Source organism: Pseudomonas fluorescens group sp., assembly GCF_020093335.1.
In the GTDB taxonomy this organism is placed as follows: domain Bacteria; phylum Pseudomonadota; class Gammaproteobacteria; order Pseudomonadales; family Pseudomonadaceae; genus Aquipseudomonas; species Aquipseudomonas petroselini.
The window spans coordinates 1-15,062 of record NZ_JAIOKW010000024.1 but is presented as its reverse complement, the minus strand read 5'-3'; the positions used below and the strand labels follow the sequence as shown (position 1 = coordinate 15,062).

Here is a 15,062-nt window from a genome sequence, read left to right as displayed (position 1 = left end):
ACGCAGACCGAACCGACCACGGCGAGGATGATCGCCAGCAGTGCGCCATTGGCCAGGTCGATAACGGTGCGCCCACAACATTTCATTACGTTTGCCCGTCCTGTTTTTGGCTGATGCGTCGTGGTGCACCCTTGTTATAGTTCGGGCCTCATCACTCGCCAGTCAGGGATCACTGCCATGTCCGAATACCAAGCTTTCGTCGTCGAACTCGCCGGCAACGTTGCCCATGTGCAGATCAACCGTCCGGAAAAGATCAACGCGATGAATGCGGCGTTCTGGACCGAAATCATCGACATCTTCCAATGGGTCGAAGACACCGACGCCGTACGCGCCGTGGTGCTCAGCGGTGCCGGCAAGCATTTCTCCTCCGGCATCGACCTGATGATGCTGGCTTCGGTGGCCAACGAGTTCGGCAAGGACGTGGGCCGCAACGCGCGCCTTTTGCGCCGCAAAATCCTTGAACTGCAAGCCTCGTTCAATGCCGTCGATAACTGCCGCAAGCCGGTGCTGGCGGCGATCCAGGGCTATTGCATCGGCGGTGCCATTGACCTGATCAGCGCCTGCGACATGCGCTACGCGGCTGAAGGCGCGCAGTTCTCGATCAAGGAAATCGACATCGGCATGGCGGCCGACGTCGGCACCCTGCAGCGCCTGCCGCGCATCATCGGTGACGGCATGCTGCGCGAGTTGGCCTATACCGGCCGCCAGTTCGGCGCCGAGGAGGCGCGCAGCATCGGCCTGGTCAATCGCGTTTATCCCGATCAGGACAGCCTGTTGGCCGGCGTGATGGAAATCGCCCATGAAATCGCCGCCAAATCGCCGATTGCGGTCACCGGCACCAAGGCCATGATCAGCTACATGCGTGACCATACGGTCAATGACGGCTTGGAATACGTTGCCACCTGGAACTCGGCTATGTTGCAATCCAACGACCTGCGCGTGGCCATCGCGGCCCATATGAGTAAGCAGAAACCCGAATTCGTGGATTGACTGACATGACCCCAGGCTGGATTACCACAACGCTGCTGGACAACGACACCCCTGGCGGCTGGGCCGTTGCCCGCAGCCGCGACGGCTTTTTGCATGACACCAATGGTCCCTTGTTCCCCCGGGAATGGCTTAAGCGCCAGGACCTGTCGGTGTTCGCCGAACACGGCATCGGCCACCTCGACGGTGAGCCGGTGTACCTGCTGGAACTCAATAGCGCCGGTGAAGTGCCGGGCTGCAGTTGGCAAGGCCTGCGCGGCTTCATGCTGCAAGGCGACCACACCTTGTACAAAGTGCTGGGTTACGCCGCGCAGATCGGTACGTGGGCGCGCGAGCATCGGTTTTGCGGCAGTTGCGGCCAGCCCATGGTCCAGGTGCCGCGCGAGCGTGCGATGTATTGCCAGGCCTGTGACCTGCGCAGCTACCCGCGGATTTCGCCGAGCATGATCGTGCTGGTGACCCGTGGCGACGAGATCCTGCTGGCGCGTTCGCCACGCTTTGTCACGGGGGTGTACAGCACGTTGGCGGGGTTTGCCGAGCCGGGTGAGTCGGCCGAAGACTGCCTGATCCGCGAGGTCCTCGAGGAAGTGCAGGTGGAGGTCAAGAACATCCAGTACATGGGCAGCCAGTGCTGGCCGTTCCCGCATTCGATGATGCTCGGCTTCCATGCCGAGTACGCCGGTGGCGACATCGTGCCCCAGGCTGACGAGATCGAGGACGCGCAGTGGTTCAACATCCACAACCTGCCGCCGCTGCCGGCGTCACGCTCGATTGCGCGTTACCTGATCGACCTCTACCTGGCCCGTCGCCTAGGCCACGCTGAACCAGTGCTGCCAGGCTAGGCGCACCGTCAGGCCGAGGACCACGGTGATGAACACCGGGCGAATGAATTTGGCGCCGCCGCTGATCGCGCTGCGTGCGCCAAAGAACGCGCCACACATCACCGACACGCCCATGGCCAGGCCGACGATCCAGTCCACCGAGCCGTTGAAGATAAACACCGACAGTGCCGCCGCGTTGCTGACGAAGTTCATGCTGCGCGCCACGCCGCTGGCCTTCACCAGGTCGATGGGGTGCAACAGCATCGTGCTGACGGTCCAGAACGCGCCGGTGCCCGGACCTGCCACGCCATCGTAGAAGCCCAGGCCGAAGCCTTGGGTGGATTGCCACTTCTTCTTGATCGGCGCGTCGGCATCCAGCGGCGCCTTGGGCGTGCCGCCGAACAACAGGTAAAGGCCGCAGCCGAACACGATCACCGGCAGCATCTTGTTCAGGGTTTCAGCCGGCAGGTAGTGGGCCACTACCGCGCCAGCGAGGGCGCCAATCAGCGTGCCGACGATGGCGTGCACCCACTGGCGCGGGTGGAACAGCTTGCGGCGGTAAAAGGTGAAGCTGGCGGTGGCCGAGCCGAAGGTGGAGCTGAGCTTGTTGGTGCCCAGTACCAAGTGCGGCGGCATGCCGGCGGTGAGCAGGGCGGGCGTGGTGAGCAAGCCCCCGCCGCCGGCGATGGCATCGATGAAACCGGCGATAAAGGCGACCGCCGCCAGGATGGCAAGGGTGGTGAGGTCTACGCTGAGTTCGAAGGGCATGGTCAGGGCTTATTATTGGCAGGGCGCTAAGCGAAAGGCCGCCATCTTACTCGCGGGGAGTCTGCAAATCCAAATGTGGGAGGGGGCTTGCCCCCGATGGCAGTGCTCCAGCTGACTCATCTTTAGCTGAACTACCGCTATCGGGGGCAAGCCCCCTCCCACATTTACAGAGTGTTCACCGGGTCATTTGTGTGTTCCCAGCCACTCCAGGGCGGTGCGCCAGATACAAATCCCAAGGAAATACGCCGACATCAGCGACCACAACCCAAACGTCCACGGGTTGGTGTTGGGATAGTCCACCACCATCAAGAAGCTGCACAGCAACCAGATCGTGGTCACGGCGATATTGATCGGCATGAACCGCTTGACGCGGAACGGGTGCAGGAACTTCATCGGCGTCACCGTCAGCAGCGCCAGGCCGATCACGGTGAGCAAGGTCACCCAGGCTTCCGGCTGGATGATATAGACGCACAGCGCAACCACGTTCCACGCGGCGGGGAAGCCGACGAAGTAGTTGTCTTTGCTCTTCATGTTCACGTTGCAGAAGCAGAACAGCGACGACACCAGGATCACCGACACCGTCAGCAGGTGGGTAAATTCCGGCAGGTCGATATAGCGGTAGATAAACAGTGCCGGAATAAACACGTAGGTGAGGTAATCGATCACCAGGTCGAGCACCGAGCCGTCGAAACTGGGCAGTACCGTGCTGACATTCACCCGTCGCGCCAGTGAGCCGTCGACACCGTCCACCACCAATGCCAGGCCCAGCCAGAGCAGGCAGGCCTTGGGTGAGTTTTCCAGCAGCGCCAGGGTGGCCAGGAAGGCCAATACCACACCGGTGGCGGTGAAGCCGTGGGCGCCCCAGGCTTTGAGTCTGGCTACATGCAGGGTCGATATCACGGGCGGATCTCCAAAAGGTGAAACAGGGCAGCCGACGACGTGACGCCGTCGAGTCTGGCCGGGGGATGCAGGTATCGACCGGGAAGGGGGTAAGAAGGTTCACCACCCGGCGTATCACTTAGCGTAGCAAGCGTAGGCAGTTTCGGCATCAGCCTTGGCGGAACACCAGTGCCTTTAAGCCACTTTGCGCGTCAATATCAGGAAATTCCGGCGGGTTTTGCAGCCGTTCGACAAAGCGCAGCCCAGGGGCCTCGCGTGTCACGCCGTCGATCAGGAAGTCTTCGCCAAAGGCCGGGTCGTTCATGCAGGCCAGTACCGTGCCCTGTGGCGTGAGCAGATCCGGCAGGCGACGCAGGACGCGCTGGTAGTCCTTGGTCAGCAGGAAGCTGCCTTTCTGGAACGACGGTGGGTCGATGATCACCAGGTCGTAGGGGCCGCCATGCGTGACCTTGGCCCAGGACTTGAACAGGTCGTGGCCCAGGAAGCTGACCTTGCTCAGGTCATGACCATTGAGGCGATGGTTGTCGCGGCCACGGCTCAGGGCGCCACGGGCCATGTCCAAGTTCACTACGTGGTCGGCGCCACCTTCGATGGCCGCCACCGAAAACCCGCACGTGTAGGCGAACAGGTTGAGCACCCGCTGGCCTTTAGCCTGTTCGCGCACCCAATTGCGCCCGTAGCGCATGTCGAGGAACAGCCCGCTGTTCTGTTTTTTACCCAGGTCGATCAGGTAACGCAGCCCGCCTTCGGTGATGGTCAGCTCGTCGACGGGGCCGCCCACCAGCCATTCGGTGGTGCTTTGCGGCAGGTAGCGGTGTTGCAGGGCGACGGTGTAAGTGCCGAATCGGGTTTGCAGCAGTTGCTTCAAGGCTTGCAACTGCGCCGCTTCCGGCGCCTTGAACAACGCCACCAGCAGCACGCCTTGCAACCAGTCTACGGTCAATTGCTCCAGGCCCGGCCAGCAGCGGCCACGGCCGTGGAACAGGCGCCGGGTTTCCGCCGGTGGGGTAGCCAGGGCTGTGAGCAAGTGGGCGTGCAGGGTGGCGAGTGCGTCTGGGTTCATCGTTAAACGTCGTTCGTTGAGCGGGCGGCATTTTAAACACAATTGCCGGTGCGAGGGGGCTGGATGAATGGCGCGATGCCCTGGCTTCGCTGGTGGCCAACGCCGGCCCCGCGCGGGCGCGGCAGGTCATTGACCTGCTGAGCGATGCAAATCCAAATGGGGTGTTGTCTAGAACGTGGCGATCAGGGCCGGCCCAAACGCTTCCTTGAGAAAGCCCGGCGCGATATACCGCTCGTAATGCGCTTCGGACAGCAGGAAAAATTCTCGGTCAATCGCATCGCGCAAATCCGCCAGGCTGCGCTCACGAAATTCCGGCAGCAACGCCAGCCCATACGCATCCAGCTTGGAAATCACCCGCGCACCCCGGGCAATCAGCTGGTACGCCCAGCAATACGGCGATTGGTGCGGTACAAAACGGATCTTGCGATTTTCCAGTTGCTGGCGCAGCAGGTGCGCATCAAACACCTCGAGTTTGCTGGCCATCACCTGCACCAGCAATTGCTCCAGGCGCAGCCACACCGCTTGTTTTTCCTCGGCGTTGTAGCCATTCCACTGGATCACTTCATGGTGATAACGCTTGCAGCCCCGGCAGACCAGGTCCCCGTAAACGGTGGAGCACAGGCCGACGCAAGGTGTCTTGATGGTTTGATTGGGCATAAGAGGCAATTTGCAAAGATCTATAGCGCACCGCAACCCCTGTGGGAGGGGGCTTGCCCCCGGTCGCGGTGCATCAGTCACTGAAGCTTGAACTGAACGAACATCATCGGGGGCAAGCCCCCTCCCACATGTTGGGGCATCGTCCGTGGATCAGTCCCAGCTCAACGCGCCGCCGGTCTGGTATTCGATCACGCGGGTCTCGAAGAAGTTTTTCTCTTTCTTCAAGTCCATGATCTCGCTCATCCACGGGAACGGGTTGGTGGTGCCTGGATACTCTTCCTTCAAGCCAATCTGCGACAAGCGACGGTTAGCGATGAACTTCAAGTAGTCTTCCATCATCGCCGCGTTCATGCCCAGCACGCCGCGTGGCATGGTATCGCGAGCGTATTCAATCTCCAGCTGAGTCCCTTGCAGAATCATCTGGGTCGCTTCTTCCTTCATCTCGGCATCCCACAAATGCGGGTTTTCGATTTTGATCTGGTTGATCACATCGATACCGAAGTTCAGGTGCATCGACTCGTCGCGCAGGATGTACTGGAACTGCTCGGCGACGCCGGTCATTTTGTTGCGACGGCCCATGGACAGGATCTGGGTGAACCCGCAGTAGAAGAAGATGCCTTCCAGGACGCAGTAGTAGGCGACCAGGTTGCGCAGCAGCTCTTTATCCGTCTCGACGGTGCCGGTTTCGAACTTCGGATCGGAGATCGAACGGGTGTACTTCAGGCCCCAGGCAGCCTTTTTGGCGACCGATGGAATCTCGTGGTACATGTTGAAGATCTCGCCTTCATCCATGGCCAACGATTCGATGCAGTACTGGTAGGCGTGGGTGTGGATCGCTTCTTCGAAGGCCTGGCGCAGGATGTACTGGCGGCACTCCGGGTTGGTGATCAGGCGGTACACGGCCAGCACGAGGTTGTTGGCCACCAGGGAGTCGGCGGTGGAGAAGAAGCCGAGGTTGCGCATGACGATGCGGCGTTCGTCGTCGGTCAGGCCTTCGGGGTTTTTCCACAGGGCGATGTCGGCGGTCATGTTGACCTCTTGCGGCATCCAGTGGTTGGCGCAGCCGTCGAGGTACTTTTGCCAGGCCCAGTCGTACTTGAAGGGCACGAGTTGGTTGAGGTCGGCACGGCAGTTGATCATGCGCTTTTCGTCGACGGCGACGCGGGCGGCGGAGCCTTCGAGTTCGGCGAGGCCTTCGGCGACGTCGAGTTTGTCGAGGGCGGCCTTGGCGCGGATGATCGCAGCGGAGTCGTTGGCGGTCACGTTACGGGCTTCCAGCGCGGCGGCGGCGCCGGCACCGTCGAGGCGGTCCATGTTGGCTTCGCTGGCGTGGCCGGCGTTGGCGCCCTTGATCACCGCTGCACCGGTGTCTTCGTTGTCGACTTCATCCCAACTCAGCATTGAAATACTCCCTTCTGGTCTGTTCTGACGGCCTATGGGGCCGTCCAAAATATAAAATTTGCAGGCGGTTAGGCATTGAAATACGGCGCATAGTGTGGTCGGTATTTACCGATACTGCACACTATGTAGTGGTCTGTTCTGTTTATGGGCACACTATATGGGGTGTGGTGACGATGGTCAACGCACAAGATGTGCGGTCTTGGGTCGCTGTCGGGCGCTTGATTGACGCCCTGTCCAGGACTGGATATGTTGTCTTGCATGAAAAAGACCCTGCCCGAAGACACCCACCTGATCAGCCAGCTCGAACAGATCGCCGAAGGCTTGAGCAAAACCTTCAGCCCGTTCTGCGAAGTGGTGCTGCACGACTTGCGCGACCCGCAGCACGCGATCCTGGCCATCCATAACAACCTCTCGGGCCGCCAGCCTGGCGACCCGGCCACTGAGCTGGGCCTGGCGCGGATTGCCGATCCCGAGTACCCGCAAGTCATTGCCAATTATCAGAACCAGTTCGCCGACGGCCGCCAGGTCAAGAGCACCTCGATCGGCATCAAGGACGCTCGCGGCCAATACGTCGCGGCCTTGTGCATGAACGTCGACCTCTCGTTGTTCCGAGGCTTGCAGGGCATGCTGGAACAGTTCGGCTCCGTCAGTGGCGACACGCCCCGTGAGTCTCTCGACCCGTCCGGCGCCGACGCCATTCGTGCGCGCATCGATCAGTTCGCCGCACGCCTGGCCACCACGCCGCGCGCGCTCAAGACCGCGGACCGGCGTGCCTTGATGCGTGAGCTCAAGGACGCCGGCTGCATGGATGTGCGTCGGGCCATGGAAACCGTAGCCTCGCACCTGGGCGTGTCGCGCGCGGCGGTCTACACCTACGCCAAGTAACGCGCGACGGCTTCAATCTCCACCAGATACCCGTGATGCAGCTCGGGCACCGGCACCACCGCGCGTGCCGGGCGGTGATCACCCAGTGCGCCGGCGTAGACCTGGTCGAACGCCGGCCAGTGTTCGACCCCCGCCACGTACACCGTGACTTTCACCAGATCCTGCGGCGTGCCGCCGGCCGCCTTGAGGATTTCCAACACATTCGCCAGTGCGACCTGGGCCTGTTCGGCAAACGGCGCCGACAGGTTATGCCGCCCGCCCGGGCTGACCGGCAGTTGCCCGGAGATATACAGCGTGTCGCCGTGGCGGATGGCCTGGGAATAATGGCCGGCAGGCTTTGCCGCTGTGGGGGTGTGGATGATGTTCATGGCGCCTCGCTGAGCAGGGTGGCGTACTTCTGGAGATCGACGTTGCCGCCGGTGACGATGATGCCCACGCGCTGGCCCTTGAGCTGGTCGCCCAACGCGTACAGTGCGGCCAGGCCCAGGCAGCCGGTGGGTTCCACCACCATTTTCATGCGCTGCATGAAGAACTTCATCGAGGCCACCAACTGTGCGTCCGACACCGTAAGGATGTCGTTCACCTGCTCGCGGATGATCGGGAAGGTATAGTTGCCCAAGTGCTGGGTCTGGGCGCCGTCGGCGATGGTCGCCGGGGTGTCGATATGTACGATGTTGCCGGTGCGAAACGAGCGCTGGCCGTCGTTCCCCGCCTCGGGTTCGACGCCGTACAACTGGCACTCCGGCGACAAGGCGCGGGTCGACAGCGCCGTGCCCGACAGCATGCCACCACCGCCCAGGCCGACGAACAACGCGTCCAGGGGGCCGGTGAATTCCAGCAGTTCCTTGGCGGCGGTGCCTTGGCCGGCGAGGATATGCGGATGGTCGTAGGGCGGGATCAGGGTCATGCCGTGTTCGTTCGCCAGGGTACGGCCGATCTGCTCGCGGTCCTCGGTAAAGCGGTCATACAGCACCACGCTGGCGCCATACTCGCGGGTGGCCGCGACCTTGGCGGCAGGCGCATCGCCGGGCATCACAATCGTTGCCGGTATGCCCAGCAAACGCGCCGCCAGGGCAATGCCCTGGGCATGGTTGCCCGACGAGAACGCCACCACCCCGGCTTCGCGCTGCCGTGCGTCAAACTGCGACAGTGCATTGAAGGCGCCGCGAAACTTGAATGAGCCGGTGCGTTGCAGGTTCTCGCATTTGATGAAGACCTCGGCGCCGGTCTGTGCGTTGAGCGTTCGAGAGGTGAACACCGGCGTCAGGCAGGCAACGCCCTCCAGGCGTTGGGCGGCGGCGATGACGTCTTGGTAAGTCGGCAGGTGCATGGGACGGACCTCAATGGCATGTCTGGATAAAATATCCATAACAAGACAGATAGTAAAGATTCGTGTGGGAGTGCTAGCGTTTCGAACCTCTCTGATCGCAGGAGGGAACGATGTTGGTCCGACTCGCCGACTGCATCGCCCACTTAGCGCAAGGTTGAAAAGATCATGGTGTCTCGCTGCGATATTAAATAGAATGAATCTCATTTGAGACTCACTCGCGCCGCGCAGGTCGCTTGCCATGAATGATGCTGTTGTTTCGACCCACGCCCCCGAGCTGACGTTGTCGTGCCTGTACCGCGACCATCGCAGCTGGCTGGAAAGCTGGCTGCGCCGGCGCTTGGGCAATGCCTGGGATGCCGCGGACCTGAGCCAGGATACGTTTTTACGGGTACTCGCCAGCGCCCAGCCGATTGCGCAGATGCAGGAGCCGCGCGCGTATCTGGTGACCGTCGGCAAGCGCCTGCTGGTGAATTTCCATCAGCGGCGCAGCCTCGAACAGGCCTATCTGCAGGCCTTGGCGAACCTGCCGGAAGCCTGTGTGCCGTCGCCCGAGCAGCGCTGGCTGGTGCTGGAAACCCTGCAAGCCCTGGATGAATTGCTCGATGGCTTGCCGGTGCTGGTCCGCCGCGCCTTTCTCTGGAGCCAACTGGAAGGCCTGGGCTATCGGGAGATCGCCGAGCGCCTCGACGTCTCCGAACGCACGGTAAAACGCTACATGGCCCAGGCTTACGAACATTGCCTGTTGGTGGACCTGTGAGCCGTGACGTGGCCCGCGCCGCCGCCCAATGGCTGGCGCTGTTGGAGTCTGGCGCGGCCACCGAGCATGATCACGCCGCCTTGCAGCACTGGCGGGACAGCCACCCTCAGCACGAACAGACCTGGCAAAAAGCCCAGACCCTGCGCCAGCGTTTCAGCGCCTTGCCCCAGGCCCTGGCGATGGCCAGCCTCGACCGCCCGCAACCGGGACGCCGCGCCGTGCTCAAGCGCGCGTTGGGTATCGCGGCCTTAGTGCCGACGGCCTGGTTGGTCAGCCGTCAATTGCCCATCGAGGTCTGGCGCGCCGACCTGCACACCGCCACCGGTGAGCGCAAGCGTATCCCCTTGGATGACGGCGGCAACCTGCAACTCAATACCGCCACGGCGGTGGATGTGGACCTGGCACAGCGGCGTATCACGCTGGTGGACGGTGAGTTGGCGCTGAATCTTCCCGGCGCGACCGCGATGACCGTGCAGACCCGCTACGGCGAGTTGAGCGTCAGCCAGGCCGACGTGTGCATACGACAACAGGCGGCCGGCTGTCTGGTGTCTGTGCTCAAGGGCGCAGTCCAAGTGCGCGACCGGAACGGGCAGATGGCGACCCTGCAGGGGGGGCAGCAAGCGCCGCTGAAAGCCGGCGGGCTGGGTGCCTGGGTGCCGTTTGATGTGTCGCAGCTGGGCTGGCGCGACGGTGTGCTGACGGCGCAGAACCAGGCGCTGGGCGATTTTTTGCGGGAGCTGGAACGTTATCGGCCAGGTGTTTTGCGTTGGGAACCGAGCCTGGAGAATTTACGTGTGACCGGCAGCTTCCGCCTCGACGACACCGACCGCATCCTCAATTTGCTTGCCTCGACCCTGGGGCTCGAGCTGCAGGCGCGGACACGGTATTGGGTGACATTGCGCAAAGCAATGAGCTGATCACCCCGTTTGTGTAGTGAGCGGGCTTGCCCCGCGCTGGGGCGCGAAGCGGCCCCAATAAAAACACCGCGGTCTGTCAGACAGAGCGCGGTGTTTGGTTTTAGGGCCGCTTCGCAGCCCAGCGCGGGGCAAGCCCGCTCACTACAAGTCTCAGTGGTGTTAGATCACGTGGGCGCGGTGCAGCTCGGTCAAGGCCAGTGCCTTGAGCCGGGCCAGCAGCGGATCACGCCGGTCCCTTGGGTGCGGCAGGTCCACCGCCAGTTCCTGGCGAATGCTGCTGGGCCGGTTGTCCATCACCAGCACACGGTCGCTCAGGTACAGCGCCTCGTCCACATCATGGGTCACCAACAGCAAGGCGATGGCATGGTGTTTGGCCAGTTGCAGCAGCAGGTCCTGCAACTTCATGCGGGTAAACGCGTCCACTGCGCTGAAGGGTTCATCCAGCAACAACACCTGCGGGCGTGAATACAGGCCCCGCGCGATGGCGACCCGCTGCGCCATGCCGCCGGACAACGCCTTGGGCAGTGCCTGGGCAAACCCCTTGAGGCCGACTTCCTCGATCAGTTGCGTGACCCAGGCCCTGTCGTAGTGGTTGTCATCGCTGAAACCGATGTTCTGTTCCACCGTGAGCCAGGGCATCAACCGGGGTTCCTGGAACACAAAGGCGACTTCGCCCTCCGGGCTGTGCAGTTCGCCTTGGAAGTCCTTTTCCAGGCCGGCGACGATGCGCAGCAAGGTGCTTTTGCCACAGCCGCTGGGGCCCAGCAGGCTCACGGCTTCCCTCGGGTGCAACGTCAGGCGCACCTCGTTCAGTACGGTGGTGTGGGCGAAGCTTTTACGCGCCACGTGAATGTCCAGCAGAGGCTGTGCGCTCATTGTCCGGCTCCCTGAAACGTATCGCGCCAGGCCAGGCAGCGCTTCTCCAGTGCCGCGAGCAGGCCATCGCTGACCTTGCCCAGCAGCGCCAACACAATGATCGCGGCCAGCACGATATCCGGCCGCGAGGTTTCCCGCCCGTCGCTGAGCAAATAACCCAGGCCCTTGGTGGCCGCGATCAACTCAGCCGCCACCAAAAACATCCACGCCAGGCTCAAGCCGCTGCGCAACCCGGTAAACAGGCCGGGCAGGGCGGCGGGCAATAAAATGCGGCGCACCAGGCGGCGGCGATTGAAACCATACATTTGCCCGACTTCCACCAGCTTGCGGTCGATATCGCGGATGGCCGCAACCCCATTGAGGTACACCGGGAAGAACGCGCCGATTGCGATCAGCACGATCTTCGACGTTTCGTCGATGCCCAGCCACAGCAGCAACAGCGGCACCCAGGCCAGGCTCGGGATCGAGCGCAGCCCGGCGAAGGTCGGTTCCAGATAGGCTTCGGCCTCACGGCTCAAGCCGACCCACGCGGCAAACACCAACGCCAGGCTGGCGCCGATGGCAAAGCCCAGCAGCACCCGGCCGAGGCTGGCGCTGATGTGTTTCCACAGTGCACCTTCGGCGAGGTCCGTCAGGGTCACGGCGATTTCGCTGGGCGCCGGCATCTGGTACGACGGCAGCCAACCCACACGTACCACCACTTCCAACACCAGCAGGATCAGCGCCGGCACCACCAGGCCCTTGAGCCGTCTCGGCCAGGCACTGCGGTTGATCGCCACGGGCGCGGCAAGGGGCAATGCTTGGGTTTTGCTGGTCATCACGCGCTCCTTCTCCTTAGTGTCAGTGGCCGAACGAGGTGTCGATCAACTGGTCGATCACCTGGTCCACATTCACGCCTTTGCGCACCAACTCTTCGGACACCAGGATCGGCGCGGCGGCCTTGGACGACAGCACATCCTTGCTGCTCAGGAACGGCGTGCTCAGGTCGGTGCGCGACAGTTGCAGCTTGGCCACTTCCAGCGGCAGGCCGGATTCGTCGGCGAGCAGCTTGGCGAATTCATCCGGGTGCTTCACCGCCCAGTCGCGGGCCTTTTCATAGGCGCCGAGCACTTTGGTGATGGTCTGCGGATGCGCTTTGGCAAATTTTTCGGTGACGCTGACCACGCCATAACTGTTGAAATCCTTGTTGCGGTACAGCAGGCGCGAACCGGCCTGGATTTCGCTGGCGGCCATGTGCGGGTCAAGACCGGCCCAGGCGTCCACGTCACCTTTCTCTAGGGCGGTGCGGCCATCCGGGTGTTGCAGGTGTACCAGCTCCACATCGTCTTTTTTCAGCCCGGCCTTTTGCAGGCTGCGCAGGGTGAACAGGTACGGGTCGGTGCCTTTGGTGGCGGCGATTTTCTTGCCCTTGAGATCGGTGACGCTCTTGAACGGCGAGTCCTTGCGCACTACCAGGGCCGTCCATTCGGCGCGGCTGTACACATACACCGATTTGATCGGGCTGCCGTTGGCGCGGCTCAACACCGCCGACAGGCTGGCGGAGGAAGCGAAATCCACGCCGCCACTGTTGAGGTATTCCAGCGACCGGTTGCTGCCCTGGCTCAGGACCCAGCCGATCTTGCTGTTCGGCAGGGCCTGTTCCAGCCAGCCAAAATGCTTGAGCACCAGGCTCACGGGCGAGTAGTAGGCATAGTCGAGATTGACTTCAGCGGGGTCGGTGTCGGCGGCATGGGCCAGCGGTTGCAGGCAGAGGGCGAGGGCGCAGGCGCCGAGTAAACGTCGGGTGAAGGGGTTCATGGAACAGCTCCGGCAAGGCGTTGAGAGAAGGCTTTTCTTATATCCAGAAAAATTAAACGGCATGTTCCATCATGCTTTTCGGGAATATGCAGTCTCTGTGCCATCTGGTTCGGAGGCGTGTTTACGGGGCTTGAAGGGGCTAAAGCTGTAGCGCGAATGCGCAAACTGTTGATCAGCTGTTGGTGATGCAACAGTTCTTATATATCTGTATCGAATAAATAAATAGTTATATATTCCTTTTAATGTTTTCGTGGGTGGCGCATGTTGAGGGCCTGCGCATTCGTGCGGATTGACCCAACAGCCAAAAGGAAAGCCGACATGACCATTAAAGCGATCAACGTGCGCAACCAGTTCAAGGGCGTCATCAAGGAAATCCTGCTGGGGGAAGTGGTGTCGGAAATCGACGTGCAGACCGCGTCCGGCATCGTCACCTCGGTGATCACCACCCGCTCGGTGCGTGACCTGGAGTTGAAAGTGGGCAGTGAAGTGATTGCCTTTGTGAAATCGACGGAAGTGTCCATCGCCAAGTTGTGAACCCAATCGAATGAGGGCGCTGGCAAGCCGGAGCCCTCATTAATAGATGCACGCTTCAGCGTTGGCGAAGGGCGCGTTCCATGCGTTGCAGGCCTTCTTCCAGCATCGTTCGTGGGCAGCCGAAGTTCAGTCGCACGAACTGTTGGCTGTCATCGCCGAACTCGATACCGGCGCTCAACCCGACCTTGGCCTGCTCCAGGAAAAACTGCTGCGGATCATCCAGGCCCAGGGCGCTGCAATCCAGCCACGCCAGGAACGTGCCTTGCGGCACCTGCATCACCACGCCGGGCAGGCGGGTTTGCACGGCCTCGAGCAGGTAGTCACGGTTTGCTTGCAGGTACTGCACCAACGCATCAAGCCAGTCGCCGCACTGGCTGTAGGCGGCGCGGGTGGCCTCCAGGCCCAGGGGGCTGACGCTGTCGACCATGCCGCAACGCGCCTGGTTGAAGCGCTCGCGGATCTCGGCGTTCTGGACCACTGCAAAGCAAGTTTTCAGGCCAGCGACGTTATACGCCTTGCTCGCCGACATCAGCGTGATCGTGCGCTGGGCGATCTCATCGCTGAGGCTGGCAGTGGGAATGTGGCGACGGCCGTCAAAACACAGCTCGGCGTGGATTTCGTCGGAGATAATCAGCGCGCCGTGTTCCAGGCAGGCGTTGGCCACGGCCAGCAGTTCTTCGCGGGGGAAGACTTTGCCCATGGGGTTATGCGGGTTGCTCAACAGCAGCGCGCCGGCACCGGTCAGCGCCTGACGCATGGCTGGCAGGGGCGTGAGGTATTCGCCGTCGACCAGCTCGAAGGGGACTTCGATGCGCGGCAGGTTCCAGTGTCCCGGCGCCAGGCGGATCGGCCGGTAGTTGGGAGTTTGCAGTACCACCGGTTGGCCGGGTTGTACAAAGGCGTGCAGTGCCATGTTGAAACCCGGTTCGACGCCGGGCAGGAACAGCAACTCATCCGGCTGCACGCGCCAGGCGTACTTGGCCCACAAATCGGCAATGATCGCCTCACGCACATCCGGGCCGGCGACGCTGTAGCCGAGCACCTGCTGGTCGAGGCGCGCGTGCAAGGCTTGCAGCACGGCGGGTGGGGCGGCGATGTCCATGTCGGCGATCCACATCGGCAAAACGTCGTGCGGGTAGCGGTTCCACTTGGTGCTGCCGGTGCCTAGGCGGGGGTGGATCGTGTCGAAATCAAAGCTCATGGGGGGCTCGTGTCAGGGCGTCGGGCGCGGGAATGGGGCTGATTCTAGCGTCATTATTTTTATAGGCCAGGGTTGATTGGTGCTTACCGTTGTTGAGGTGTGCCGTACTGGGTTAAAACTGTGGGAGGGGGCTTGCTCCCGATGGCGGTGTGTCAGTTGATGCATCTG

17 protein-coding genes are annotated in these 15,062 nt (G+C 62.0%); 6 read left to right on the top strand and 11 right to left on the bottom strand.

Annotated features, from left to right (window positions below; translation table 11 throughout):
• Positions 1 to 177 precede the first annotated feature (177 nt).
• The gene (locus tag K7431_RS21400; protein WP_012723963.1) at positions 178 to 990 is read left to right on the top strand and encodes a crotonase/enoyl-CoA hydratase family protein; all 813 of its coding nucleotides are present in this window, start codon (positions 178 to 180) and stop codon (positions 988 to 990) included.
• Between the two features lie 5 nt (positions 991 to 995).
• Positions 996 to 1,829: an NAD(+) diphosphatase gene (gene nudC / locus K7431_RS21395; RefSeq protein WP_012723964.1), complete on the top strand. Its 834-nt coding sequence runs from the start codon at positions 996 to 998 to the stop codon at positions 1,827 to 1,829.
• Here nudC and K7431_RS21390 read toward each other — a convergent pair.
• From K7431_RS21390 to K7431_RS21370, 5 genes are all read right to left on the bottom strand, one after another.
• Complete coding sequence (locus K7431_RS21390) at positions 1,797 to 2,576, bottom strand: TSUP family transporter (protein ID WP_012723965.1); 780 nt, start codon at positions 2,574 to 2,576, stop codon at positions 1,797 to 1,799. The two genes, nudC and K7431_RS21390, sit on opposite strands and share 33 nt — an antisense overlap.
• Positions 2,577 to 2,759: 183 nt before the next feature.
• The gene (gene pcsA, locus K7431_RS21385) at positions 2,760 to 3,476 is read right to left on the bottom strand and encodes a phosphatidylcholine synthase (RefSeq protein WP_012723966.1); all 717 of its coding nucleotides are present in this window, start codon (positions 3,474 to 3,476) and stop codon (positions 2,760 to 2,762) included.
• Positions 3,477 to 3,624: 148 nt separating this feature from the next.
• Positions 3,625 to 4,539, bottom strand: coding sequence for a class I SAM-dependent methyltransferase (locus K7431_RS21380; protein WP_043205274.1), 915 nt, complete (start codon positions 4,537 to 4,539; stop codon positions 3,625 to 3,627).
• Between the two features lie 168 nt (positions 4,540 to 4,707).
• Positions 4,708 to 5,196 (bottom strand): DUF1289 domain-containing protein, encoded by a 489-nt coding sequence (locus K7431_RS21375; protein WP_012723968.1) that lies wholly within the window; start codon positions 5,194 to 5,196, stop codon positions 4,708 to 4,710.
• A 150-nt stretch (positions 5,197 to 5,346) separates the two neighbouring features.
• Positions 5,347 to 6,597 carry a ribonucleotide-diphosphate reductase subunit beta gene (locus tag K7431_RS21370; protein ID WP_005788524.1) on the bottom strand — a complete coding sequence of 417 codons (1,251 nt, stop codon included), beginning with the start codon at positions 6,595 to 6,597 and terminating at the stop codon, positions 5,347 to 5,349.
• 258 nt (positions 6,598 to 6,855) lie between these two features.
• Between K7431_RS21370 and K7431_RS21365 the strand changes: the two genes are divergently transcribed.
• Positions 6,856 to 7,482, top strand: coding sequence for a helix-turn-helix transcriptional regulator (locus K7431_RS21365; protein WP_012723969.1), 627 nt, complete (start codon positions 6,856 to 6,858; stop codon positions 7,480 to 7,482).
• On the opposite strand, the gene K7431_RS21360 is transcribed toward K7431_RS21365, so the two are convergent.
• Both K7431_RS21360 and K7431_RS21355 read right to left on the bottom strand, forming a co-directional pair.
• A complete protein-coding gene (locus K7431_RS21360; RefSeq protein ID WP_012723970.1) occupies positions 7,470 to 7,850 on the bottom strand; it encodes a RidA family protein in 381 nt (126 codons plus the stop codon). The two genes, K7431_RS21365 and K7431_RS21360, sit on opposite strands and share 13 nt — an antisense overlap.
• Positions 7,847 to 8,812 (bottom strand): threo-3-hydroxy-L-aspartate ammonia-lyase, encoded by a 966-nt coding sequence (locus K7431_RS21355; RefSeq protein ID WP_012723971.1) that lies wholly within the window; start codon positions 8,810 to 8,812, stop codon positions 7,847 to 7,849. The genes K7431_RS21360 and K7431_RS21355 overlap by 4 nt, the downstream gene beginning before the upstream one ends.
• A gap of 238 nt (positions 8,813 to 9,050) precedes the next feature.
• Between K7431_RS21355 and K7431_RS21350 the strand changes: the two genes are divergently transcribed.
• Positions 9,051 to 9,569 (top strand): sigma-70 family RNA polymerase sigma factor, encoded by a 519-nt coding sequence (locus K7431_RS21350; RefSeq protein WP_012723972.1) that lies wholly within the window; start codon positions 9,051 to 9,053, stop codon positions 9,567 to 9,569.
• Complete coding sequence (locus K7431_RS21345; protein ID WP_043205277.1) at positions 9,566 to 10,486, top strand: FecR domain-containing protein; 921 nt, start codon at positions 9,566 to 9,568, stop codon at positions 10,484 to 10,486. Before K7431_RS21350 ends, K7431_RS21345 begins: the two co-directional genes overlap by 4 nt.
• Positions 10,487 to 10,645: 159 nt before the next feature.
• On the opposite strand, the gene K7431_RS21340 is transcribed toward K7431_RS21345, so the two are convergent.
• Genes K7431_RS21340 through K7431_RS21330 form a run of 3 tightly spaced genes read right to left on the bottom strand, consistent with a single transcriptional unit; the run spans position 10,646 to position 13,159 of the window.
• Positions 10,646 to 11,362, bottom strand: a complete 717-nt coding sequence (locus K7431_RS21340) for an ABC transporter ATP-binding protein (protein WP_012723974.1) — start codon at positions 11,360 to 11,362, stop codon at positions 10,646 to 10,648.
• Complete coding sequence (locus K7431_RS21335) at positions 11,359 to 12,180, bottom strand: ABC transporter permease (protein ID WP_043205279.1); 822 nt, start codon at positions 12,178 to 12,180, stop codon at positions 11,359 to 11,361. The genes K7431_RS21340 and K7431_RS21335 overlap by 4 nt, the downstream gene beginning before the upstream one ends.
• 22 nt (positions 12,181 to 12,202) lie before the next feature.
• Positions 12,203 to 13,159, bottom strand: a complete 957-nt coding sequence (locus K7431_RS21330; protein WP_043205280.1) for an aliphatic sulfonate ABC transporter substrate-binding protein — start codon at positions 13,157 to 13,159, stop codon at positions 12,203 to 12,205.
• 318 nt (positions 13,160 to 13,477) lie between these two features.
• Between K7431_RS21330 and K7431_RS21325 the strand changes: the two genes are divergently transcribed.
• On the top strand, positions 13,478 to 13,693 hold the full coding sequence (locus K7431_RS21325) for a TOBE domain-containing protein (RefSeq protein ID WP_003173733.1): 216 nt from the start codon (positions 13,478 to 13,480) through the stop codon (positions 13,691 to 13,693).
• Between the two features lie 55 nt (positions 13,694 to 13,748).
• On the opposite strand, the gene K7431_RS21320 is transcribed toward K7431_RS21325, so the two are convergent.
• Entirely contained in the window at positions 13,749 to 14,894 is a 1,146-nt protein-coding gene (locus K7431_RS21320) for a MalY/PatB family protein (RefSeq protein WP_012723977.1), read from the bottom strand.
• Positions 14,895 to 15,062: the final 168 nt, after the last annotated feature.